The 22,311-nt window shown below is 73.7% G+C and carries 18 protein-coding genes; 9 read left to right on the forward strand and 9 right to left on the reverse strand.

Features of this window, described 5'->3' with window-relative positions:
• Positions 1 to 15 precede the first annotated feature (15 nt).
• The 4 genes from efeB (at position 16) to IH54_RS0102950 (ending at position 5,265) form a co-directional block, all read left to right on the forward strand.
• Positions 16 to 1,503 (forward strand): iron uptake transporter deferrochelatase/peroxidase subunit, encoded by a 1,488-nt coding sequence (efeB, locus tag IH54_RS0102935; RefSeq protein WP_078861889.1) that lies wholly within the window; start codon positions 16 to 18, stop codon positions 1,501 to 1,503.
• Positions 1,504 to 1,584: 81 nt separating this feature from the next.
• Positions 1,585 to 2,514, forward strand: a complete 930-nt coding sequence (pheA, locus tag IH54_RS0102940) for a prephenate dehydratase (protein WP_031512623.1) — start codon at positions 1,585 to 1,587, stop codon at positions 2,512 to 2,514.
• Between the two features lie 613 nt (positions 2,515 to 3,127).
• A complete protein-coding gene (gene serS, locus IH54_RS0102945) occupies positions 3,128 to 4,429 on the forward strand; it encodes a serine--tRNA ligase (RefSeq protein WP_031512625.1) in 1,302 nt (433 codons plus the stop codon).
• Positions 4,426 to 5,265, forward strand: a complete 840-nt coding sequence (locus IH54_RS0102950; RefSeq protein WP_031512626.1) for an HAD family hydrolase — start codon at positions 4,426 to 4,428, stop codon at positions 5,263 to 5,265. Before serS ends, IH54_RS0102950 begins: the two co-directional genes overlap by 4 nt.
• Here the strand turns inward: IH54_RS0102950 and IH54_RS0102955 are convergent.
• The 5 genes from IH54_RS0102955 to IH54_RS0102975 form a co-directional block, all read right to left on the reverse strand.
• Complete coding sequence (locus IH54_RS0102955) at positions 5,201 to 6,001, reverse strand: rhomboid-like protein (protein ID WP_063762185.1); 801 nt, start codon at positions 5,999 to 6,001, stop codon at positions 5,201 to 5,203. The genes IH54_RS0102950 and IH54_RS0102955 overlap by 65 nt on opposite strands.
• Positions 6,002 to 6,140: 139 nt before the next feature.
• Positions 6,141 to 6,920 carry an ABC transporter permease gene (locus IH54_RS0102960; RefSeq protein WP_052397004.1) on the reverse strand — a complete coding sequence of 260 codons (780 nt, stop codon included), beginning with the start codon at positions 6,918 to 6,920 and terminating at the stop codon, positions 6,141 to 6,143.
• Positions 6,921 to 6,932: 12 nt separating this feature from the next.
• Positions 6,933 to 7,850 (reverse strand): ABC transporter ATP-binding protein, encoded by a 918-nt coding sequence (locus IH54_RS0102965; RefSeq protein WP_031512631.1) that lies wholly within the window; start codon positions 7,848 to 7,850, stop codon positions 6,933 to 6,935.
• Complete coding sequence (locus IH54_RS0102970; protein WP_420711702.1) at positions 7,847 to 8,797, reverse strand: ABC-2 transporter permease; 951 nt, start codon at positions 8,795 to 8,797, stop codon at positions 7,847 to 7,849. The genes IH54_RS0102965 and IH54_RS0102970 overlap by 4 nt, the downstream gene beginning before the upstream one ends.
• On the reverse strand, positions 8,784 to 9,740 hold the full coding sequence (locus IH54_RS0102975) for an ATP-binding cassette domain-containing protein (protein ID WP_031512633.1): 957 nt from the start codon (positions 9,738 to 9,740) through the stop codon (positions 8,784 to 8,786). The genes IH54_RS0102970 and IH54_RS0102975 overlap by 14 nt, the downstream gene beginning before the upstream one ends.
• A gap of 226 nt (positions 9,741 to 9,966) precedes the next feature.
• Here IH54_RS0102975 and IH54_RS0102980 point away from each other — a divergent pair, with 226 nt between their 5' ends.
• The 5 genes from IH54_RS0102980 (at position 9,967) to IH54_RS0103000 (ending at position 16,040) form a co-directional block, all read left to right on the forward strand.
• Positions 9,967 to 11,853 (forward strand): SDR family oxidoreductase, encoded by a 1,887-nt coding sequence (locus IH54_RS0102980; RefSeq protein WP_078861915.1) that lies wholly within the window; start codon positions 9,967 to 9,969, stop codon positions 11,851 to 11,853.
• A gap of 105 nt (positions 11,854 to 11,958) precedes the next feature.
• Positions 11,959 to 12,936, forward strand: coding sequence for a MerR family transcriptional regulator (locus tag IH54_RS0102985; protein WP_031512637.1), 978 nt, complete (start codon positions 11,959 to 11,961; stop codon positions 12,934 to 12,936).
• A 255-nt stretch (positions 12,937 to 13,191) separates the two neighbouring features.
• On the forward strand, positions 13,192 to 14,100 hold the full coding sequence (locus tag IH54_RS0102990; RefSeq protein ID WP_031512638.1) for an LLM class flavin-dependent oxidoreductase: 909 nt from the start codon (positions 13,192 to 13,194) through the stop codon (positions 14,098 to 14,100).
• Positions 14,101 to 14,201: 101 nt separating this feature from the next.
• A complete protein-coding gene (locus IH54_RS0102995; RefSeq protein ID WP_031512639.1) occupies positions 14,202 to 15,029 on the forward strand; it encodes an NAD(P)H-binding protein in 828 nt (275 codons plus the stop codon).
• 228 nt (positions 15,030 to 15,257) lie between these two features.
• Positions 15,258 to 16,040, forward strand: coding sequence for a VOC family protein (locus IH54_RS0103000; RefSeq protein ID WP_031512640.1), 783 nt, complete (start codon positions 15,258 to 15,260; stop codon positions 16,038 to 16,040).
• 56 nt (positions 16,041 to 16,096) lie between these two features.
• On the opposite strand, the gene IH54_RS0103005 is transcribed toward IH54_RS0103000, so the two are convergent.
• From IH54_RS0103005 to cydD, 4 genes are all read right to left on the reverse strand, one after another.
• Complete coding sequence (locus IH54_RS0103005; RefSeq protein ID WP_031512642.1) at positions 16,097 to 16,906, reverse strand: HAD family hydrolase; 810 nt, start codon at positions 16,904 to 16,906, stop codon at positions 16,097 to 16,099.
• A gap of 435 nt (positions 16,907 to 17,341) precedes the next feature.
• Positions 17,342 to 17,968, reverse strand: coding sequence for a DUF6344 domain-containing protein (locus IH54_RS41335; RefSeq protein ID WP_031512645.1), 627 nt, complete (start codon positions 17,966 to 17,968; stop codon positions 17,342 to 17,344).
• Positions 17,969 to 18,224: 256 nt separating this feature from the next.
• Positions 18,225 to 18,515 carry a DUF3303 family protein gene (locus IH54_RS0103020; protein WP_031512646.1) on the reverse strand — a complete coding sequence of 97 codons (291 nt, stop codon included), beginning with the start codon at positions 18,513 to 18,515 and terminating at the stop codon, positions 18,225 to 18,227.
• Positions 18,516 to 18,674: 159 nt separating this feature from the next.
• Entirely contained in the window at positions 18,675 to 22,307 is a 3,633-nt protein-coding gene (cydD, locus tag IH54_RS0103025) for a thiol reductant ABC exporter subunit CydD (RefSeq protein WP_031512647.1), read from the reverse strand.
• Between the last annotated feature and the right edge of the window lie 4 nt (positions 22,308 to 22,311).

The following is a 22,311-nucleotide window of genomic DNA, read 5'->3' on the forward strand; positions in this document are numbered from 1 at the left end:
CAAGAGCGAGCACACATGAGCACGGCAGGCAGGACCGGCAGGACCGGCAAAGCGAGCAGGACCGGCAGGGCAGGCCGCAAGGCCTCCGGCGGATCGGCGGCGGAAGGCCCCGAGTCCGCCGGAGGTCCGCGGGCCGAGCCCCGGCCGTCCGCCGACGACCCCGCAATATGCGGGCAGGCGGACGCCCCCGGCGCGGGCGGGCCGAAGGCCCGGCGTGCGGCGGCCCCGCCCGCCGACGGCACGGCAGAAGGCGGCGCCGACCGAACGGCCCGGCAATATGCCGCGCCGTTCACCCGGCGGCGCCTGCTGGGCACCGCGGGCGCGGCCGGCCTGGTCGCCGGGGGCGCGGCCGGGGCTGCGGGCACGGCTGCCGCGCGCACGGAGCCCGTCGCGCTCGGCACGGTCGGCTCCGCGCACATCCCCTTCGAAGGCGCCCACCAGGCGGGCATCGTGCAGCCCGCGCAGTCCCGCGGCCATCTGGTGGCCTTCGACCTGCTGCCGGACGCCGGGCGGCGGGGCGCGGCGGAGCTGATGCGGCGCTGGTCGGCCGCGGTGCGCACGATGACCCGGCAGGACCGCCCCGCGGCACCCGCGGCGTATGACGACCAGATCGCCTACGACGCCGGTCCGGCCTCGCTCACCGTCACCTTCGGCTTCGGCCGCGGCTTCTTCGCGCGCACCGGGCTCGGCTCGGCGCTGCCCGAGGCCCTGGCGCCGCTGCCGCGCTTCCCCGGCGACCGGCTGGACGCCGGTCGCAGCGACGGCGACCTGTGGGTGCAGATAGGTGCGGACGACGCGCTGGTGGCCTTCCACGCGCTGCGGGTGCTCCAGAAGGCGGCGCGGGAACGGGCCGCGGTGCGCTGGCAGATGAACGGCTTCACCCGCAGCCCCGGCGCGGCCTCCCGCGCCGTGACCGGGCGCAACCTGATGGGCCAGATCGACGGCACCAACAACCCCAAGCCCTCCGACCCGGACTTCGCCGCCCGGGTCTTCGTGCCGCCGCACGGCTCACCCGCGTGGATGGCGGGCGGGTCGTACGCGGTGGTACGGCGGATCAGGATGCTGCTCGACGACTGGGACCACCTCCCGGTGGCGCGCCAGGAGAAGGTGATCGGGCGCCGCAAGTCGGACGGGGCGCCGCTGTCCGGCGGCGCCGAGACCACGCCGGCCGACCTCGCCGCGTTCGGCGCGGACGGCACCCTCGCGATTCCGGGGGACGCCCACATCCGCGTCGCGGCCCCGGCCTCCAACGGCGGCGCGGCCATGCTGCGGCGCTCGTTCTCGTACCACGACGGCATAGGCGCGGACGGGACACCGGACGCGGGGCTGCTCTTCGTGGCCTGGCAGGCGGATCCGATGCGGGGCTTCGTGCCGGTGCAGCGCAAGCTCGACGGCGCGGACGGGCTGTCGCGCTTCCTGCGGCACGAGGCGAGCGGCCTGTTCGCGGTGCCGGGCGGGGCAGGGCCGGGGGAATACGTGGGCCAGCGGCTGCTGGAGGGGTGAGCCGCGCCGGAGGATACCGCGGATGGGGTGACGGTGCGTTACCCGTACGGAGCAGTGCGCGCGGGCCGTTAGGCTGCTTGCATGTCGTCAGCGAGCCGCTACACGTACCTGGGCCCCGAGGGCACCTTCACGGAGGCCGCGCTGCGGTCACTGCCCGAGGCGGCGACACGCGAGCTCGTGCCCATGGTGTCCGTGCCGGCCGCGCTGGACGCGGTGCGCGCGGGCGAGGCGGGCGGCGCGCTGGTGCCGATCGAGAACTCCGTCGAGGGCGGCATCACCGCGACCCTGGACGAGCTGGCCTTCGGCGAGCCGCTGATGATCTACCGCGAGGTGCTGCTGCCGATCGCCTTCGCGCTGCTGGTGCGCCCCGGCACGGACCTGACCTCGGTGAAGACGGTCACCGGTCATCCGGCGGCGCAGGCGCAGGTGCGGCAGTGGTTGTCCGAGCACCTGCCGGACGCGGTGTGGGAGTCGGCGGCGTCCAACGCGGACGGCGCGCGGCTGGTACAGGAGGGCCGTTTCGACGGCGCCTTCGCGGGGGAATTCGCGGCGCCGACGTACGGTCTTGAGCCGGTGGCGACTGACATCGCCGACGCGGCCAACGCGACGACGCGCTTCGTGCTGGTCGGCCGCCCCGCACGGCTGGCGTCGCCGACCGGGGCGGACAAGACGTCGGCGGTCTTCTGGCTGCGCGACGACCATCCGGGCGCGTTGCTGGAGCTGCTGCAGGAGTTCTCGATCCGCGGGGTGAACCTGATGCGGATCGAGTCCCGGCCCACGGGCGAGGGCCTCGGCCGTTACTGCTTCTCCGTCGACGCCGAGGGCCACCTGACCGACCGGCGGGTCGGCGAGACCCTGATGGGGCTGCGGCGGCGCTGCCTGAACGTGCGCTTCCTCGGGTCGTACCCGCGGGCGGACGAGGTGGCGGGGGCCATCGCGCGCGGCACCGGCGACACGGAGTTCGCCGAGGCCTCGGACTGGCTGAACCGCGCCCTCGACGGCCGCGGCTGAGCGGATCCGTACGGCGGGTGCGTGCGCCGGCCGTACGGCAGCCCGAACCGGCTCTGCACAGGTGTTCTGCACTGTTCTGCTGTGTTCTGCACAGCTACCCGCGAGTTATCCACAGGGGGTGCCGCAGGCCTGTGGGTAACGTGGGGACAAGTCGACAGGCGAAGCCGACGTCATCGACAAATCGGTACACAGACACCAGCTCGCCACAGATTCCGCAGGACGCACCTCGTCAGCCCATTTCGCGCGACCCACTCGTCCGAGGAGCATTTCTCACTCGAAAGTGAGTGTGGAGCGAGTTTCGACGGGGAATCCATAGCCGTTCACCCGGCCCCCGGAATGATCTCGCCCTTCCTCCACAGATCTTCCCCACACCCTGTGGACAAGTGGTGGAGATCTTCCGCAGGCCTGTGGATAACCCACTCCGGGAGAGATGATCAACTCCGGTTCTCCACAAGCCGGATGCACCTGGTCGTGGGACGGCCGCAATATGGTTGACGGGCCATTTTTTCGCCCGCACTGCGGATTTCCCACGCTTATGTAGTGAAACTCTCATATCGGGCATAAAGCCGCTAAGTTGTCGCGCCCGCGCGCCCCGCCCCGGTAGCCTGTGACCGTGATCGACCTTCGCCTGCTCCGTGACGACCCCGACCGTGTGCGCGCCTCGCAGCGCGCCCGTGGAGAGGATGTCGCGCTCGTCGACTCCCTGCTGTCCGCCGACGAGCGCCGCCGGTCCTCCGGCACGCGCTTCGACGAGCTGCGCGCCGAGCAGAAGCAGCTGGGCAAGCTGATCCCCAAGGCGCAGGGCGACGAGAAGGCCGAGCTGCTGCGCCGCGCCGGCGAGCTGTCGGCCGCGGTCAAGGCCGCCGACGCCGAGCAGCACGAAGCCGCCGAGGAGGCCCAGCAGCTGCTGCTCCGGCTCGGCAACATCGTCCACCCCGACGCCCCCATCGGCGGCGAGGAGGACTTCGCCGTCGTCGAGCAGCACGGCACCCCGCGCGACTTCGCGGCCGAGGGCTTCACCCCGCGCGACCACCTGGAGCTGGGCGAGCTGCTCGGCGCCATCGACACCGAGCGCGGCGCCAAGGTGTCCGGTTCGCGCTTCTACTACCTGACCGGCATCGGCGCGCTGCTGGAGCTGGCCCTGGTCAACGCGGCCATGGCGCAGGCGACCGCCGCCGGCTTCACCCCGATGCTGACGCCGAACCTGGTCAAGCCCGCCGCCATGGCCGGCACCGGCTACCTCGGCCAGGCCGAGGACGACGTGTACCACCTCGACAAGGACGACCTGTACCTGGTCGGCACCTCCGAGGTCCCGCTCGCGGCCTACCACATGGACGAGATCATCGAGGCGGGTCGGCTGCCGCTGCGCTACGCGGGCTTCTCGTCCTGCTACCGCCGCGAGGCCGGCTCGTACGGCAAGGACACCCGCGGCATCTTCCGGGTGCACCAGTTCGACAAGGTGGAGATGTTCGTCTTCACCACTCCCGAGGAGGCGGAGGCCGAGCACCAGCGGCTGCTGGCCTGGGAGAAGCAGTGGCTGACGTCGCTGGAGCTGCCCTTCCAGGTGGTCGAGCTGGCCTCGGGCGACCTGGGCCTGTCGGCGTCGCGGAAGTTCGACTGCGAGGCGTGGATCCCGACCCAGGGCAAGTACCGCGAGCTGACGTCCACGTCGAACACGAACGAATTCCAGGCCCGGCGGCTGAGCGTGCGCCTGCGCGACGAGAACGGCACCCGCCCGCTCGCCACGCTCAACGGCACGCTGTGCGCCGTGACGCGCACGATCGTCGCCCTCCTGGAGAACCACCAGCAGGCCGATGGTTCGGTGCGCGTCCCGCAGGTGCTGCGGCCGTATCTGGGCGGGCGCGAGCTGCTGGAGCCGTCCGGCTCGTCCACCGCGCCGGCCGCCGCCAAGTGAGCGCGCCGGACCGGGCCGCCGCGGCGGGCGCCGGGAAGCTGCCCTTCCGGCTGGTCGCGACCGATCTGGACGGCACGCTGCTGCGCAGTGACGCGACCGTCTCGCCCCGTTCGCGGGACGCGCTCGCGGCGGTCGCCGCCAAGGGCGCCGCGCACATCGTGGTGACCGGCCGCGCCGTCCCGTGGGTCCGTCACGTGCTGGACCTCCTCGACTACCAGGGGCTCGCCGTCTGCGCCCAGGGCGCGCAGGTGTACGACGCCGCGTCCGGCCGGCTGCTGACCTCGGTCACGCTGGACCGGCAGGTCGGCGCGCTGGCGCTGGCCAAGATCGAGGCGGAGACCGGACCGCTGGCGGTGGCCGCGAGCCGCGACGGCCTCACCGGCGAGGTGCTGATCGGTCCGGGGTACGTGCACAACCCCGAGCTGCCGGTCCTGCACATCTCCGGCCCGGACGAGCTGTGGGCGGAGCCGCTCAACAAGCTCTACATACAGCACCCGCAGCTGACCGACGACGAGCTGACGCGGGTGGCCAACGAGGTGGCGGGCACCATGGTCAGCGCGACCATGGCGGGCGCGGGCATCGTGGAACTGCTGCCGCTGGGCCTGACCAAGGCGACCGGGCTGTCGCTGGCCGCGCGGCGGCTGGGGGTGGCGGCCGCCGAGACGATCGCCTTCGGGGACATGCCCAACGACATCCCGATGTTCGCGTGGGCCGGACACGGCGTGGCCATGGCCAACGCCCACCCGGACTTGAAGGCGGTCGCCGACGAGGTCACCGCGTCCAACGACGAGGACGGGATCGTGCCTGTCCTGGAGCGGCTCTTCGACCCGCTCTGACCAGGTCGCCTGCTCTGACCAGGGCGCCCGCTCCGGCCGGGCCGCGGGGCGTCGGCAGCGGTGTCGCCGCGTGGCAGCACAGCCCGAGCAGGAACGCCGTGAGGTGCCCCAGCTCGGTGTACGTGCCGCCGGCCAGCACCGGGCGGGCGAAGAAGCAGAGCAGCGCCCCCAGATACCCCCAGCGCCACGGCCGCGGCACCCGGTAGGCGAGCACGCCGACGATCCCGGCCAGGCCGTAGCTCACCCCGATGTCCACGGTGTGCGCGAGGGAGTACGGCAGCCGGTCGTCCCTTATGCCGAAGAAGACCGCCTTCTGGCTGACGAGCGTCGCGCCGATGTGCGCGGTGGCCGCGGTGAAGAGCCAGCGCCAGGTGCCGAGCCAGCGCTCGGCGGGGGCGTGGACCAGTTCGAAGAGCACGCTGTAGAAGGCGAACGCCGACGGCGTCTGGATCCAGAACGCGCTGCCTATCAGTACGCGGACCGGGTGATGGTGCAGCTCGACGAGGTTGGTGCTGTAGTGGTGCAGCAGCGCCGAGCGGGTGTGCGGGGCGACGGCCGCCACGACCACGCTGGTGACCGCCAGGGTGGCGAGCCAGATGTGGGTGCCGGGCGAGGACCGCACCCACCGCGCGGCGAACCGGCGCGCGTCGCGCGGGGTGACGCGGCGGAGCCGGAGCGCCGCGGCACGGGCCCGGTCCGCCACCGGCCGCGCCGCCTGCGGTGTCTGCGGGGGCATCGCCCTCAGTCTTCACCGCGGTACGCTCGCCCGCCCGGCGACACTGACCCGCCGCAGCGGCCCGTCCGCCCCGTGCCCCCGCCGCCCGCGGCCGCCGCCGGTGTACGGCGACACGCCGCGGTGCGTACGGGGAGCCGGGTCACTCCTCGGCTGCGAGCTTCAGGCTGCGCAGCCTGCGGGCGGCGAACCAGGTGGCCGCCACGGTCACGACGGCCAGCAGCACCACGCTCGCGGTGAGGCCCACGTCGGAGCTGACCACGTCGCCGTGCGCGAACTTCTGCGCGACGGCCAGCGCCCACTGCTGAACGCTGAGCTTGCGGGCACCCGGCACCACGTTGCCGACCGCGCCTTCCCACACCAGCGCGTAGACCAGGCCGACCACCACCGCGTGCCGCGTCACGACACCCAGCAGCAGGAAGATCGCGGAGTAGGCGACGCAGGCCACGGCGGAGCCGATGGCGTACGCGACGGCCACGTTCTGCCCGTTGGCGTTGAGTATGTATCCCGCGAGCAGCACCGGGATCGCGGTGAAGGCGAGGCTGACGCCTATGGCCACGATCAGCTTGGTCAGGATGATCGTGCCGCGTTTGATCGGCTTGGCGAGCAGGTAGACGATCGCGCCGTCGTCGATTTCCGGACCGATCGCGCCGGTGCCGGCGATGACGCCGACCAGCGGGACCATCGCGCTGAGCCCGAAGCCCTGGAGCACGTCGTTCGCCGTGGAGTCGTCGGCGCCGCCGAGCAGGCGGACCGCGCCCGCGATGATCAGTGTGAGCAGCGGCAGGCCGAAGAGCAGCAGGGCCCGGCGGCGGCCGAGCAGCGCACCGTACGTCAGCCGGGCGACGGTCGGGTGGTAGACCCGGGGGCCCGGTGACGGCGGCGCGGCGGCGCGGCCGGACGGGGCGGTGGTGACGGACATGTCGGTCGCTCCTTACGCCGTGACCAGGTAGGAGAAGACGCTCTCCAAGGACTCGTCGGACGGCGAGACCGTGAAGAGCCGGATGCCGTGGTCGCGGGCGATCCGGGGCAGGAACTCGGTGAAACCGGCGAAGTCGACCGCCTGGACGAGCAGGGCGTTCTCCCGCAGGTCCAGCTCGATCGCTGCGGTGGACGCGTGCGCGATCAGCGCGGACGCCAGCTGCCGGTCGTCGCTGGACCGCACGAGGTAGCGGTGCGGGCGGTCGGTCATCAGGCGGCGGATCTTGCGGAAGTCGCCGGAGGCGGCGTGGCGGCCGGCCACCACGACCTCGATGTGGTGGGCGAGCTGCTCGACCTCCTCCAGGATGTGCGAGGAGAACAGCACGGTGCGCCCGTCGGCGCCCATCCGCCGCAGCAGCTCCATGAGGTGCAGCCGCTGCCGCGGGTCCATACCGTTGAACGGCTCGTCGAGCAGCAGCACGGAGGGCTCGTGGACGAGCGCGGACGCCATCTTGGCGCGCTGCCGCATGCCCTTGCTGTACGTCTCGATCCGGCGGTGCTGCGCGTACTCCATCCCGACGGTGGCCAGCGCCCGCTGAGCGGCGGCGCCCGGATCCGGCAGCCCGTGCAGCTCGGCGTTGGCGACGACGAACTCGCGGGCGGTGAGGAAGTCGTACATCGACTCGCGCTCGGGCACGATGCCGATCTCCCGGTAGGCCTGCTCGTTGCGCCAGATGACGCTGCCGTCCAGCGTGACCGTGCCGCTGGAGGGGGCGAGGAAGCCGGCCATCATGTTGATGAGGGTGGACTTGCCGGCGCCGTTGGGGCCGAGCAGCCCCGTCACACCCGGTCCGATGCTCATCGTGACGTCGTTGACCGCCACCACGTTGCCGAACCAGCGCGAGACGTTGTCGATGGTGATCGTGGTCACGACAGGCCCACCTTCCGGTAGCGCCGCATCAGCAGCCCGAACGTGCCCGTGATGACGCCGACGAGGACCAGCAGGTACGCGATTCCTGCCGCCGCGTTCGGCGGTCCCGCGGCCTGCGGGAAGGCGGAACGGGCGCCGAGGAACCAGGTCTGGAAGCCGTCGATCAGGGTGACCGGCGAGAAGAGGCCGATCCAGCCGATGACGTCGTAGTGCTCCTGCGTCCCGGCCACGCCCTGCACGCTGGAGACGGCCGCGTAGGTGATCACGAACAGGGCGATCACCGCCGCCACGCCGAAGCCGCGGCGCGGCGTGACCGCCGCGATGACCAGACCGATCCCCGCGAAGAGCAGGGAGAGCAATATGACGGACACCAGGCCCTTCGCAAACCCGGCGGTCTGGTGCGCGAAGCCCAGCTTCGCCAGCAGCGCGCCGATGTAGAGGATGAGGAGCGGGATCGTGGTGAGCAGGAAGATCGCCGCGGCCAGCGCCGCGTACTTGGCCGCCACGTAGTCGACCCGCTCGATGGGGCGGGAGAAGTACAGCGGGGTCGTCTTGAAGCGCAGGTCACGGCTGACCGACTGCGGGGCCTGGGCGGCGACGAAGAGCGTGATGACCGCCTGGAGCACTACGGCGTAGCGGGTGTACGCGACAGGCAGGTCGCTGCGGTCGGCGAAGATCGCGACCGCGACCATGATCAGCGCGGGCAGGCACATCACGCCCAGCAGGATCATCGGCAGCACCTTGGACTTGCCGCTTCGGCCGAGACCGTAGGCGCCGCGCAGGCTCTGGACGAAGAGCGAGGTGCGTGCGTAGCCGCGACCGAGGCGCGGCCCGGTGTAGCTGCGGTAGCCGATGTCGTGGATGACGTCGGGCGGTGAACCGGTGGCGCGGGCGCCCGCGGTGGCGGCCGCCGTATCGCCGGGTGCGGTGACGTCAGGCTGCTTCACGGCCGTCTCCTTCCTTGCTGTGGGCGTCGGCCCCTGCCGGGGCGGTGTCGTCGTCGACGAACAGTTCGGCTATCCGGTGCCTGCGCTGCTCCATGCGCACCAGGCCGACACCGAGGCCGGCCACCGCGTCGCGCACGGTGTCGTACGTCTCGTCGCCGGCGATGTCGACCAGCAGCAGATGGCCCTGCGCCTGGGTGGTCAGGCCCGCGCCGGTCAGCAGCGCGAGCAGATCCTCCTCGCGGTCGGTGACCTCGACCGCGAGGGACGCGGTGGTCTGCGTGAAATCGCTGGTGGAGGAGGCGCGCAGCAGTTTGCCCCCGTCGATGACGACGATGTGGTCGCTGGTGCGCTCCAGCTCGCCGAGCAGATGGGAGGTGACCAGCACCGAGATGCCGAAGTCGGTGTGCACCCGGCGGATCAGGGCGAGCATCTCGTCCCGCCCCGCCGGATCCAGACCGTTGGTCGGCTCGTCGAGCAGCACCAGCTTCGGGTCGTGCACGAGCGCCTGCGCGAGCTTGACCCGCTGCTTCATGCCCGTCGAATACCCGCCCATCGGGCGGTACCGCTCCTCGTACAGGCCGACGTGGCGCAGCGTGTCCGCGGTCCGCTCGCGCGCGGCGGACGGCGGCAGCCCCGACATCCGGGCCATGTGCACGACGAACTCGGTCGCCGACACGTCGGGCGGCAGGCAGTCGTGCTCGGGCATGTAGCCGACCAGGCTGCGGATCTGCGGTCCGTCGGTCGCGACGTCGAGCCCGAGCACGGCGGCCCTGCCCTCGGTCGCCGGGGACAGCCCCAGCAGGATCTTGATCAGCGTCGACTTCCCGGCCCCGTTGGCCCCCACCAGCCCGGTCACGCCGGGGGTGACGGCCACGGACAGCCCGTCGAGAGCGGTCACGCCCGGGTACCGCTTGCTCAGGCTTTCGGTGGAGATCACAGTCACGGGACGACCGTAGTGGCCCGCAGCACTCCCTGGCGTCCCCCCGGGGTGCCGGATTCGTGTACTCCTCGGGGCTGACCACCCGTAGGGGTCGGTACGACCCGGGGCTGCCGCCGAACGGTGAGGCGGTTGTCCACAGGGAGTGACCGGGCCTTGACCGTCCCATCGAGCGATGTCACAGTGAGTGATGTCAGCTTCGGATGTGCGGACGAAGGGGCGGGTGAGCGAGATGAGCGGGACGGGCGGGAGTCAGGGCGCCGGCGAAGAGGGGGGACAGGAAGGACGTCAGGAGGCGAGCGGGGGCCCGCGGACGGCCGAGCGGTTCGTGACCGGTGCGGACGGGGTCCGGCTGTGCGTGGCCGAGTCCGGTGATCCGGCGCGGCCGACGGTGGTGCTGCTGCACGGCTATCCGGACAGCAAGGAGGTGTGGTCGGAAGTGGCCGAGCTGCTGGCCGACCGCTTCCATGTGGTCCGCTACGACGTGCGCGGGCACGGGCGCTCGCAGGCGCCGGCACCGCTCCGCGGGGGATTCGCGCTGGAGAAGCTGACGCTGGATTTCCTCGCCGTCGCCGACGCGGTGAGTCCGGACCGGCCCGTGCATCTGGTCGGCCACGACTGGGGCTCGGTGCAGGGCTGGGAGTTCGTCACCGTGCCGGAGACGGCGGGCCGCATCGCGTCCTTCACCTCCGTCTCGGGCCCGTGCCTTGACCACTTCGGCCACTGGATCAGACGCCGGGTGCGCCGCCCCACCCCACGCCGCGCCGCCCAGGTGCTCGGCCAGGGCCTGAAGTCCTGGTACATCTACGCGCTGCACACCCCCGTCCTGCCGGAAATGGCCTGGCGCGGCCCGCTGGGCAAGCAGTGGCCCCGGATGCTCGCACGCGCGGAGAAGCTGCCCGCATGCGGCTACCCCACCGCCTCGTTGCCGCGGGACGCCGCCAACGGCACATGGCTCTACCGGGACAACGTGCGCCAGCGCCTCGGCCACCCCCGCCCGGACGCCTACGCGCAGGTGCCCGTACAGCTCGTCACTCCGACCGGCGACGCCTTCCTGTCCGAGCGGCTGTACGACGACCTGGATCGCTGGGTGCCCCGGCTGACCCGGCGCACGCTGCCCGCCAAGCACTGGGTGCCGCGCTCCCGCCCGCAGCAGATGGCCCGCTGGATCGCGGAGTTCGCCGCGGCGACGCAGGAGGGTGCCCTGGAAGGGGAAGGCGGCGCGGCGAGCGGACGGACGGAAAGGGGCGGCAAGGGGTCGCGGCCCGCGCCGGCCCGGGAGCTGCGGGCCGCCGGTGAGCGTTTCGCCGGGCAGCTGGTGCTGGTCACCGGCGCGGGGAGCGGGATCGGGCGGGCCACGGCGGTGGCGTTCGCGGACGCGGGTGCGCGGGTCGTGGCCGTGGACCGGGACGGTGCGGGCGCCGCGCGTACGGTGGAGCTGGCGCGCGCGGCGGGGGCGCCGGGCGCCTGGGCCGAGACCGTCGACGTGTCCGACGGGCAGGCGATGGAGGAGCTGGCCGCGCGTACCCGCGAGCGCCACGGTGTGCCCGACGTGGTGGTCAACAACGCGGGCATCGGTCTGGCCGGGCGTTTCCTCGACACGACCGCCGAGGACTGGAAGCAGGTGCTGGACGTCAACCTGTGGGGTGTCATCCACGGCTGCCGGCTCTTCGGCCGCCAGATGGCCGAGCGCGGCGAGGGCGGCCACATCGTCAACACCGCATCGGCCGCGGCCTTCCTGCCGTCACGCACGCTGCCCGCGTACAGCACGTCCAAGGCGGCCGTGCTGATGCTGAGCGAATGCCTCAGAGCCGAGCTGGCACCGCTGGGCATCGGCGTGAGCGCCATCTGCCCCGGGCCGGTGAACACCCCGATCACCGGCAGCGCCCGGCACACCGGTGTGAGCGACGAGGAGCAGCGGCGCCGCCGGGTCAGGTCCGCGCGGCTGTACCGACTGCGCAACTACCCGCCGGAGAAGGTCGCCCGCGCCGTGGTCCGTGCGGTGCTGCGGGACACCGCGGTCGTGCCCGTGATGCCCGAGGCCCGCGGCGCGCGGTGGCTGAGCCGGCTGTCGCCGGGCGCTGTACGGGCCCTCGCCCGGGTCGACCCCCCGCTGTAACCGGTGGCGTACGGTGCAGGCGGGAGCGGGACGGGCGGCGCGGAGGCCGCTGAGGCCCGGAGGACGGGAACGAGCAGCCGAGCGGGAGCACATGAGGGCCAGCGGGTGAGCAGCGACGCCGACACCGGGAGGAGCGCGTACCGGATCGAGGACCTGTCCCGGATCACCGGGACGACGGTCCGCACCATCCGCGCGTACACCGACCGAGGGCTGCTGCCGAAGCCCGAGCGGCGCGGGCGGGCCAACGTCTACGGCGACACCCACCTGGAGCGGCTGCGGCGGATCGCGGATCTGCTGGAGCGCGGCTACACGCTGGCCAGCATCAAGGAGCTGCTGGCCGCGTGGGACGCGGGCACCGGGCTCGGCGGGGTGCTCGGGCTGGTCGGCGAGGTGGACCGGCCCTGGTCGGACGAGCGACCGGCGCGCATCGGGCTGGAGGAGCTCACCGAGGCCTTCGGCGGGACACCCGATCCGTCCGCGGTGCGGGAGGCGGTGCGGCTGGGGGTGCTGGAGCCGGTGCCGGGCAGCGAGGACGAGTTCACGGTGCCCAGCCCGCAGGAGCTGGCCGTGGCGGTGGAACTGCACGCCGCCGGGGTGCCGCTGGGGGCGATCACCGGGCATCTGCGGGAGCTGCGCGGGCAGGTGGAGCACATCTCGGAGCGGTTCCTGGAGTTCACCACCGAGTATGTCTTCCAGCGCTTCCTCCAGCACCCGCCGAGCGACACCGAGGCGGCCGAGGCCGCCGACCTGGTCCGGCGACTGCGCCCGCTGGCCCAGCAGACGGTCGACGCGGAGCTGGCCCGCGCGATGCGGCTGCGTGCCACCGCGCACGTGCGTCGCCACCTCGGCGACGCGGTGCCGCCCGCCGCCCCGGACCGCGAGCCCGAGCCCGAGCCCGTACGACAGGGGGACAGCGTGCAGGTGGCTCTCCCCGCCGCCACCCTGGGCGCCGTCCGCGACCTCGTGGGTGCGGAACACGTCGCGGCGTTCGTCGCAGCGGCCGCGGACCGGGAGGTCGCCGCCCGCCGCATGGACGCCCTCACCGCGGACGCCCGCCGGCCCGGACGCGGATCCCCCGCCTGACCGCACTCCTCCCGGCGGGGCAGTACGCCGCGCACCGTTCGTCGGGCAGAAAGTACGGTCCGGCTTGTTCGCCGTGGTGCGGGCCCGAGGAGCGGCCGGTGGCCGAAGGAGTGGCGGCGCGGGCGACCGGCCTGTGGTGGGAGCCCACCCCGTCCTGGCCGGACGCTTCCGCAAGTCCGGCGGGTGACAGGCGCGGGCTCGTCCTGCCACGGAGCCGGTCCCGTTTTCGCGCGGGAACGGCATAGTGTCGCCCTCATGCGACTGAGCACCGTGATCCTGCCCATCTACCGCTGGCACGACGAGGGCCGGGAGGTGTGGCGGGAGGCCGAGGAGCTGGGGTTCCACGCCGCTTACACCTACGACCACCTGTCGTGGCGGACGTTCCGGGACAAGCCGTGGTTCGGGGCGCTGCCGACGCTGACCGCCGCCGCGGCCCTCACGGAGCGGATCCGCCTCGGCACCCTCGTGACGTCGCCGAACTTCCGGCATCCGGTCACTCTCGCGAAGGAGCTGATGTCGCTCGACGACATCTCCGGCGGGCGGGTCGTGCTCGGCATCGGCTCGGGCGGTACCGGGTTCGACGCCACCGCGCTGGGCCAGGAGCCGTGGTCGCCGCGGGAGCGGGCGGCGCGGTTCGGGGAGTTCGTCGGGCTGCTCGACGAATTGCTCACGCACGGGGCGGTCACCGAGCGCGGCACGTATTACACCGCCGACGAGGCGCGCAACATCCCCGGCTGCGTGCAGCGCCCCCGGCTGCCCTTCGCGGTCGCCGCGACCGGGCCGCGCGGCCTCGCCCTCGCCGCCCGGTACGGCCAGGCGTGGGTGACCACCGGCGATCCGGCGCTCTTCGACGAAGGCACCCCGGAGCAGTCGCGGGCGGCGATCCGCGGCCAGGTCGAAAGGCTCGGCGAGGCATGCGCGGCCGCCGGGCGGGACCCCGGGGAGCTGGAGCGCATCATGCTCACCGGCTTCACCCCGGACCGGAACTCCATGCTGGACTCCGTCGACGCCTTCGTGGACTTCGCCGGCCGGCACGCCGAGCTCGGCATCACCGAGATCGTGCTGCACCGCCCGATCCCGGACTCAGAATTCGCCGCGGACCACGATGTCTTCATCCGCGTCGCCGCCGAGGGCCTGGCCCAGCTCGCCGGCTCCTCCTCCTGAGTCCGAACGCCAATACTTTCCCCTAGGTACCTACTATCCACACGATGTTAGCTTCGTCGGGTCAGCAGGCGAACGGACCTGCGCAGATCTGAGGAGCAATCATGATCGTGGTGACCGGAGCCTCCGGGAACGTCGGCAGCCGAGTGGTGGAGACGCTGGCCGCGTCCGGCGAGCAGGTGGCGGCGATGTCCCGCCGGCCGCAGCCCGGCGACTCACCCGCGGGCGTCCGCCGCGTACCAGGCGACCTCGCCGAGCCCGGCGGTCTGCGAGAAGCGTTCGACGGGGCGGACGCGCTCTTCCTGCTCGTCGCCGGGGACGACCCGCATGCGGTGCTGGACGCGGCGAAGACCGCGGGTGTCCGCCGTGTCGTCCTGCTCTCCTCGCAGGGCGCCGGCACCCGCCCCGAGGCGTACGCCCACCCGGCGGCCTTCGAGGCGGCCGTCCGCGGCTCGGGCCTGGAGTGGACGGTGCTGCGCCCGAGCGGTTTCGCGACCAACTCCCTGGGCTGGGCCGAGTCCGTCCGCGCCGAGCGCACGGTCGTCGCGCCCTTCGGCGACGTCGCCCTGCCCGTCATCGACCCCGCGGACATCGCCGCGACCGCGGCGGCCGTCCTGGCGGGCGGCGGGGAGGGCCACGCGGGGAGGACGTACGTGCTGACCGGGCCCGCCGCCGTCACCCCGCGCGAGCAGGCCCGGGCGATCGGCGCCGCCCTCGGCGAGGAGGTGCGCTTCGTCGAGCAGAGCCGGGACGAGGCCCGGACGCGGATGCTCACCTTCATGCCCGAACCGGTCGTGGACGCCACCCTCGGCATCCTCGGCACCCCGCTGCCCGCGGAGCAGGCGGTCTCCGGCGACGTCGAACGGCTGCTGGGCCGCCCCGCGGGCTCCTTCGCCGACTGGGCCGCGGCCCACGCCCCCGCCTTCCGCTGAAGGGCCGATCGGGTGCCCCCCGGTTCCCCGGCCCCGCCGCCGGCCCGCCTTCCGACAGCGAAGCGGGCGCACCCTCGGGCGTGCTCGGGTAGCGGGAGCAGCGGGCGGCGGGGAGGGTGGAAGCCGGGGGGGTGGTTCACCCGTGGGGGCGGCCCGGTCGTCCGGCCGGACCGGGGAGACGTCCGCCGGGCGCCCGCTCGGCGCCCGCACCAGGCAAGGAGACGCCAGATGCCCGAAGTCACCGGCCCCTACGACCCCGGCACACCGTGCTGGATCGACCTGATGGTGCCCGACCAGCAGGCCGGCCTCGACTTCTACCGCGACCTCTTCGGCTGGCAGGCCGAGATCGGGCCGGACGAGTACGGCGGCTACTCGGTCTGCCTGCAGAAGGGCAAGCCGGTCGCCGGTCTGATGAAGACCCAGGCCCAGGAGGGCCAGCCGACCCCGCCCACCGCCTGGACCACGTACTTCTCGGTCCTCGACGCGGACGACACGGCGGCGAAGGTCGCCGCGAACGGCGGCACCGTGATCATGCCCGCCATGGACGTCATGACGCTCGGGCGGATGTTCGTGGCCGCGGATCCGCAGGGCGCTGTCTTCGGCGTGTGGGAGCCGCGCGACTTCAAGGGCGCCGAGATCGTCAACGAGCACGGCGCGCTGGTGTGGAACCAGCTGCACAGCCCCGACCCCAAGGCCTCGGGCGCGTTCTACTCGGCCGTGCTCGGTGTGACCGCGGGCCCGATGCCCGAGATGCCGGAATTCACCGGCTTCCAGGTCAACGGCCGCACCATCGGCGGCGTCCAGGGCATGGAGAACCTGCCCCCGAACACCCCGCCGCACTGGCTGATCAGCTTCGCCGTCGACGACACCGACAGCATCGTCGACGCGGTCGTGCACGCGGGCGGCAACGTGCTCGCCCCGCCCTTCGACATGGACAAGGTCGGCCGGATGGCTGTCGTCCAGGATCCGCAGGGTGCGGTCTTCTCCGTCGTGGCCCCGCTGTCGTCGTAACGGGAACGGGAACGGACACGGGAAGGGGAACGGCGCGGGAGCCGGGTGCGGGACGGTCAGTTGCTGCGGGCCGCGACGATCCGCTCGATCACCCGGGCCACCCCGTCGTCCTCGTTCGCCGCCGTCCTGCGGGTGGTGGCGGCCAGGACGGCGGGGTGGGCGTTGGCGACGGCGTAGGAGGTGCCGGCCCAGCCGAGCATCGCCAGGTCGTTGGGCATGTCACCAAAGGCCACGACCTCGGCCGGGGTGACCCCGCGTTCGGCGCAGCAGCGGGCGAGCGTGGTCGCCTTGCTGACGCCCGCGCCACTGACCTCCAGCAGCGCGTAGTCGCTGGAACGGGTGACCTCGGCCCGCCCGCCGACGACGTCCAGCGCCGCCGCAAGGAAGGCATCAGGATCCATCGAGGGGTGCTTGACCAGCAGTTTCAGCAGCGGTAGCGCGCCGTCCTCGGCAAGCAGCACCTCGATCGACGCCGCCGGAGCACCATCGGGCTCGACGGGGGCGTACGCGGGTTCGCGCCGGAAACGGAAGGCGCGCTCGACCGCGAAGGCGGTGCCGGGCAGAGCGGCGCGCAGATCGCGCGCGACGGCCAGGGCGTCGTCCTCGGGCAGCGGGAATGCCTCGATCAGCCGGCCGGCGCGCAGGTCGACGACCGCCGCGCCGTTGGCCAGGATCGCCATCCCGTGGCCTGCGAGGTGTTCGGCGACGACACCCATCCACCGGGCGGGCCGCCCGGTGACGAAGAAGACCTCTATGCCGGCCGCTTCCGCGGCGGCGAGTGCGGCGACCGTACGCGGCGACACGGTCCGGTCGTTGCGCAGCAACGTTCCGTCCAGGTCGGTGGCGATCAGCCGCGGCGAGGCCATGGCGATGTCGTCGTGTGCGTGGGGCTGCTGGTGCGCGCCCGTGGAGCGGGAATGCCCTCCGGGGGCACCGATGGCTTGGGTCACGTATCCCATACTCCCGTATCCGCCGCGCTTGTCCCGCACAAAGGTGCGGATACGTGCTCAGCAGAGCCGGTGGGACGGGGTGTGACACGGGTCCTGCACGGTGCGGTACTGCTGGGGTGTCCGGGACTGCTGGGGTGTCCGGGACTGCAGATACCTGCGGCTACAGATACTTGCAGAGACTGCCGGGATCGCCGGTCGTCCGTACGGGCCGGTCGCCGTCGCCGCGAAAAGGCGCCGTGGTGACGCGGTGGCGTACGCCGGCCGGGGCCGCGGGGTGGAGCGGGGGCATGCGGTGTGCGGTGCCGGACGCCCGGCCGCGGTGGCGCAGCGCGCAGCGTGCGGGGACCGCGGTCAGCCGCACAGCGCGCGGTCGCGTCGGCGGGCGGCGGGGATCCGGGCCTCGCCCTGGCCGGCGACGGCCGCGGAGACGAGCGGGCCGACCGCGAGGATGTCGAGCGGCTCGGCCACGCTGCGCGCGCTGGGGGAGGCACCGTGCGCTTCGGCGCCGATGCGCTGCTTCATCGTCGGCGGCAGCGACCGCTCCCGCGCGTAGGGCCGCGGGGCGGGCACGAAGGTCCGGCCGGACGGGACGGCGGGGCGGTCCCCCGGAGCGCTCTTCCGGCGGGCGGGAGCACCGGCCCGCGGCTCCGGCGACGCCGTGGCCTGCGCCGGTAGGGCAGCCGTCCGCCCGCGCCCGGACGCCGCTTGCGGCGGTACGGCGGGCAGCCCCGCACGTACGGGCGCCTGCGTCGGGGACCCGGCGGCAGTGCGGCCGGCCGGGACGAGCGGCGCGACGGTCGGCCGGGGCGGAACGGCGGGGGCAGCCGGGGTGGTGGGGGCGGCCGGGACGGCCGACGTGGCCGAGGCGGCGGCGCGGAGGCGGGCCGGGGCGGTGAAGCCGAGGGCACCGATGCAGGTGATCAGAAGGTTCAGGAAAGCGGCCCAGAAGGCGCTGATCCGGGAAGTGGTGGCAGCCATGACCTCTCTCGTTTCTATCCATCGAGCTGACTAATCCGATGATGGGGAAACGAGCACGGATTCGCCGGATCCGCACCCCGAGTTCGCCGATATTCAGACCAACGCCACCTGCCTGGCGCAATATGCGCCTGCCACGGCAGGTGGCGAGGGGGATTCTGCGGTGATTGCGGGGAGTGTCCCGGCCGGCTTCCGGGGAGCGTCCGGTTGCGGCCGGAGCCCTTTCCTGAGGTCACGCGGGGCGGACGGGACCCGGATTTCAGCGGCCCAGGCTCGCCAGCCCGGTCTGCAGGTCGTCCATGGTCATCACGGGGCGCACGTCAACCTTCGCCCCGGCATGGAAGAACGGTTCGAGCATCGGCGGCATCTGCGCGCTGTCCTTCATGTCGAAGACCATGTAGCAGCAGCGGTCGCCTTCGGCCGCCGTGAAATAGGCGGACTCCGGGCGCAGCTCCTCGGCCATTTCCTGCACCATCTTGGACAGTGTGCCGTCGTCCACCGCGTGGTTCGCGGCCTCGGTGTCCATCCTCGCGGTGAGCAGCATCCGCATGGGGATTCACCCTTCCGGCAGCGCGCGGCCGGCGATCTGCGCCTTGCGCGCACGGAAAACCGCGGTCGCGCCCTCCTTTCCCAGCGTCCTCCGGCCCGGATGCCACGGCAACCGGGCCGGGAGGCCGCCTCCGCCATGGGCCCCTTGGTTCGCCGGGTGTCAGGCCGCGACGGGCAGCCGCACCCCGGCCCCGGCAGCCCCGACCCCGGCCGCCGCAGCCGCGTCGGCGAGCCGCTCGCGGTCGAGGGTGCGGCGGAAGGGGCCGTCCGCCGCGGCCAGCTCGCGGTAGGAGCCGCGCTGTACGACCCGTCCCGCGTCCAGCACCACGATCTCGTCGACGGCGTCGCCCGCGAGCCCGGCGAGCCGGTGCGTGACGATCAGCGTCGTACGGTCGTGCGCCCGGGTCGCGTCCAGCAGATCGGCGGTCAGGGCGTCGGCGGTGGCGGTGTCCAAGTGCTCGGCGGGCTCGTCCAGCACCAGCACGGGGAAGCCGGCGAGCAGGGCGCGGGCCAGCGCGAGGCGCTGGCGCATGCCGCCGGACAGCCGGGCCCCGTGCTCGCCGACAGCCGTGTCCAGGCCGAGGTCCAGGCGGGCGGCGGCCAGCGCGGCGCGCAGGTCGTCGTCCCCGGCGCCGGGCCTGGCCAGCCGCAGGTTCTCCCGGACCGTACTGTCGAACACATGTGCGTCCTGTGCGCACAGCCCGACCAACCGCCGTACGTCGTCGCCGTCGCAGTCGGCCGCGGGCACGCCGCCCAGGGTGTACGTGCCGGACTCGGCGTCCAGGAAGCGCAGCAGCACATGGGCCAGCGTGGTCTTGCCCGCACCCGACGGGCCGACGACCGCCACCCGGCGCCCGGCGTTGAGGGTGAGGTCGACGCCGTCCAGCGCCGGTTCCGTACGGCCGGGGTGGCGCGCGGTCAGGCCCGCGACCACCAGCGGGAAGGGCGAGGCGGGCGGGGCCGCCGGGTGCTCGGGCTCGCGGACCGGCAGCGGGGCGTCGAGCACGTCGTTCACCCGCTCGGCCGCCCGGCGGCTGCGCTGCCGCTGCTGCGCGGCGAGCGGCATGCCGTTGACGGCCTCGAAGGCGGCGAGCGGCGCGAGCAGCAGTGCCGCGAGAGCTACTCCCGGCATCTGGTGCGCGGCCACCGCGCGTACCCCGAGCCAGCCGCAGGCCGTCACGGTGAGGCCGCAGGCCAGCGTGGTCAGCCCGGCACCCAGTGCGGTCACCGCGGCGGACCGGGTGGCGACCGCGGTGAGGGTGCGGTCGGCGTCGGCGGCCTGCGCACGGCGCTTGTCGAGCGCACCGGCCACCGTCAGCTCCGCGGTCCCGGTGAAGAGGGCCAGCACCCGGGCCGACAGCTCCCCGCGGGCCGGGGCGAGCCGGGCCTCGGTCCGGCGGGCGGCGGCCGCGGCCAGCGCGGGCACCGCGACCCCGGCGACCAGCAGCCCCGCGCCGACGGCGATACCGGCGGCGGGCAGCAGCCAGCCTGCGAAGGCCGCGGAGGTCAGCACCACGAGCCCGGCGGTGACGGCGGGCTGGAGCCAGCGCAGGTAGTGGTCCTGGACCGCGTCCACGTCCGCGACCAGCCGCGACAGCAGATCACCGCGCCGCCGCTCGCGCAGGCCCGCGGGCGCCAGCCGCTCCAGCCGCCGGTAGACGGCGACCCGCACGCCCGCCAGCGCCCGGAAGACGGCGTCGTGCGCGATCAGCCGCTCCCCGTAGCGGAAGGCGGCCCGCCCGATACCGAAGGCGCGGGTCGCGGTCACGGCCACCATCAGGTAGAGCACCGGCGGCTGCTGCGAGGCCCGGCTGATCAGCCACCCGGACGTCGCCATCAGCCCCACCGACGAGAGCAGCGCGAGCGCGCCCAGCCCGCACGCGGCGGCGAACCGCCCGCGGAATCCGCGTGCTCGCGCCATCGGCGGCAGCCCGCGCCCCCGCAGCAGGCCCGCCCCCTCGTCACCGGCGGCTCCGGCGGGACCTCCACCGGCATCGCCCGAGGCGACCGCGGCAGCACGGGCAGCCCCGGCCCCCGCAGCCGCCACCGCCGCGCCGCGCCCCCACGGCTCCCCCGCCGCGACAGCCTCCCTCCGCTCCACCGCGGCGCCGGAAGCCGTTCCCTCCGCAGCGGTACCGCCCCCGGTCCCCATCGCGGCGCCCTCCGCGGGCTTCAGCGCCAGGACGCGGCCGGCCAGCGGCAGCAGCGCCGGACGGTGCGCGACCAGCACCGTCGTCCGGCCGCGGGTCAGGTCGCGCAGCGTCGCGACGAGCGCGGCCTCGGTGTCGCCGTCCAGGTTTGCGGTCGGCTCGTCGAGCAGCAGCAGCGGACGGTCGGCGAGGAAGGCGCGGGCCAGGGCGAGGCGCTGCCGCTGGCCCGCGGACAGCCCGGCACCGTCCTCCCCGATGACGTCGTCGGGGGTGGCGAAGCCCAGCACCCCGGCCGCCGCCAGCGCGGCGTCCACATCGGCGTCGGGGGCGTCGGGCCGGACGAGCCGCACGTTGTCCGCGACCGTGCCCGGGAAGAGGTGCGGCCGCTGCGGCACCCAGGCGATCTGCCGGTACCAGGAGGCGGGGTCGATCGTGCGCAGGTCGACCGCCGTGCCGTCCGCGGCCTCGACGGTGATACGGCCCTGCGCCGCGGGGGCGAAGCCGAGCAGCGCGCCGAGCAGCGTGGTCTTGCCGACGCCGCTGGGCCCCGTGACGGCCAGCGTCTCGCCGGGTGCGAGGGTGAAGGACGTGGGCGCGAGCGACCCCTCGCTGCGTACGGCCAGGCCCTCGACCCGTACGGTCGCGGTGCCCAGGTCGGGCGCCGGGGTAGTACCCGGCCGGGCGGCGGGCTCGGTCTCCAGCACCTCGAAGACCTGCTCGGCTGCGGCCAGCCCCTCCGCGGCGGCGTGGTACTGCGCCCCGACCTGCCGCAGCGGCAGATACGCCTCGGGCGCGAGGATCAGCACCAGCAGCCCGGTGCGCAGCGACAGCTCGCCGTGCACCAGGCGCATACCGATGTCGACGGCGACCAGCGCGACCGAGATCGTCGCCAGCAGCTCCAGCACGAAGGACGACAGGAAGGCGATCCGCAGCGTCCGCAGCGTGGCCCTGCGGTAGTCGCCGGTGATGGCGCGGATGCTCTCGGCCTGCGCCTTGGCGCGTCCGAAGACCTTGAGCGTCGGGAGCCCGGCGACCACGTCCAGGAAGTGGCCGGAGAGCCTGCCCAGCAGCCGCCACTGCCGGTCCATCCGGTCTCGCGTGGCCCAGCCGACGAGCACCATGAACAGCGGGATCAGCGGCAGTGTCAGCACGATGGTGAGCGCCGAGATCCAGTCCGCCAGCACGATCCGGGCCAGCACCACCGCGGGTACCACGGCGGCGAGCCCCAGTTGCGGCAGGTAGCGGGCGAAGTAGTCGTCCAGCGCGTCGATACCGCGGGTGGCCAGGGTGGTCAGCTCCCCGCTGCGCCGGCCTGTCAGCCAGGCCGGTCCCAGCGCGGTGGCCTTCTCCAGCAGACGCCCCCGAAGCTGCGAGGTGACCGCGGCCCCCGAGCGGTGCGCGCACAGCTCGGTCAGCCAGGCCACCAGCGCCCGCCCCACCGACACGGCGGCCAGCCACAGCAGGTCGCCGCCCAGCCGGCCGGTCCCCTCACCGTGCTGGAAGCCGCCGACCACGAGGTCCGCGAGCAGCGTCGCCTGCGCGACGATGAGTCCGGCACCCGCCAGTCCCAGCGCCACCGTGCCCGCGAGGAAGACCCGGGTGGTGCGCGCGTACCGCAGAAGCCGCGGATCGACCGGTTTCACGTGG

The organism is Streptomyces sp. NRRL F-5123 (genome assembly GCF_000721495.1).
In the GTDB taxonomy this organism is placed as follows: domain Bacteria; phylum Actinomycetota; class Actinomycetes; order Streptomycetales; family Streptomycetaceae; genus Actinacidiphila.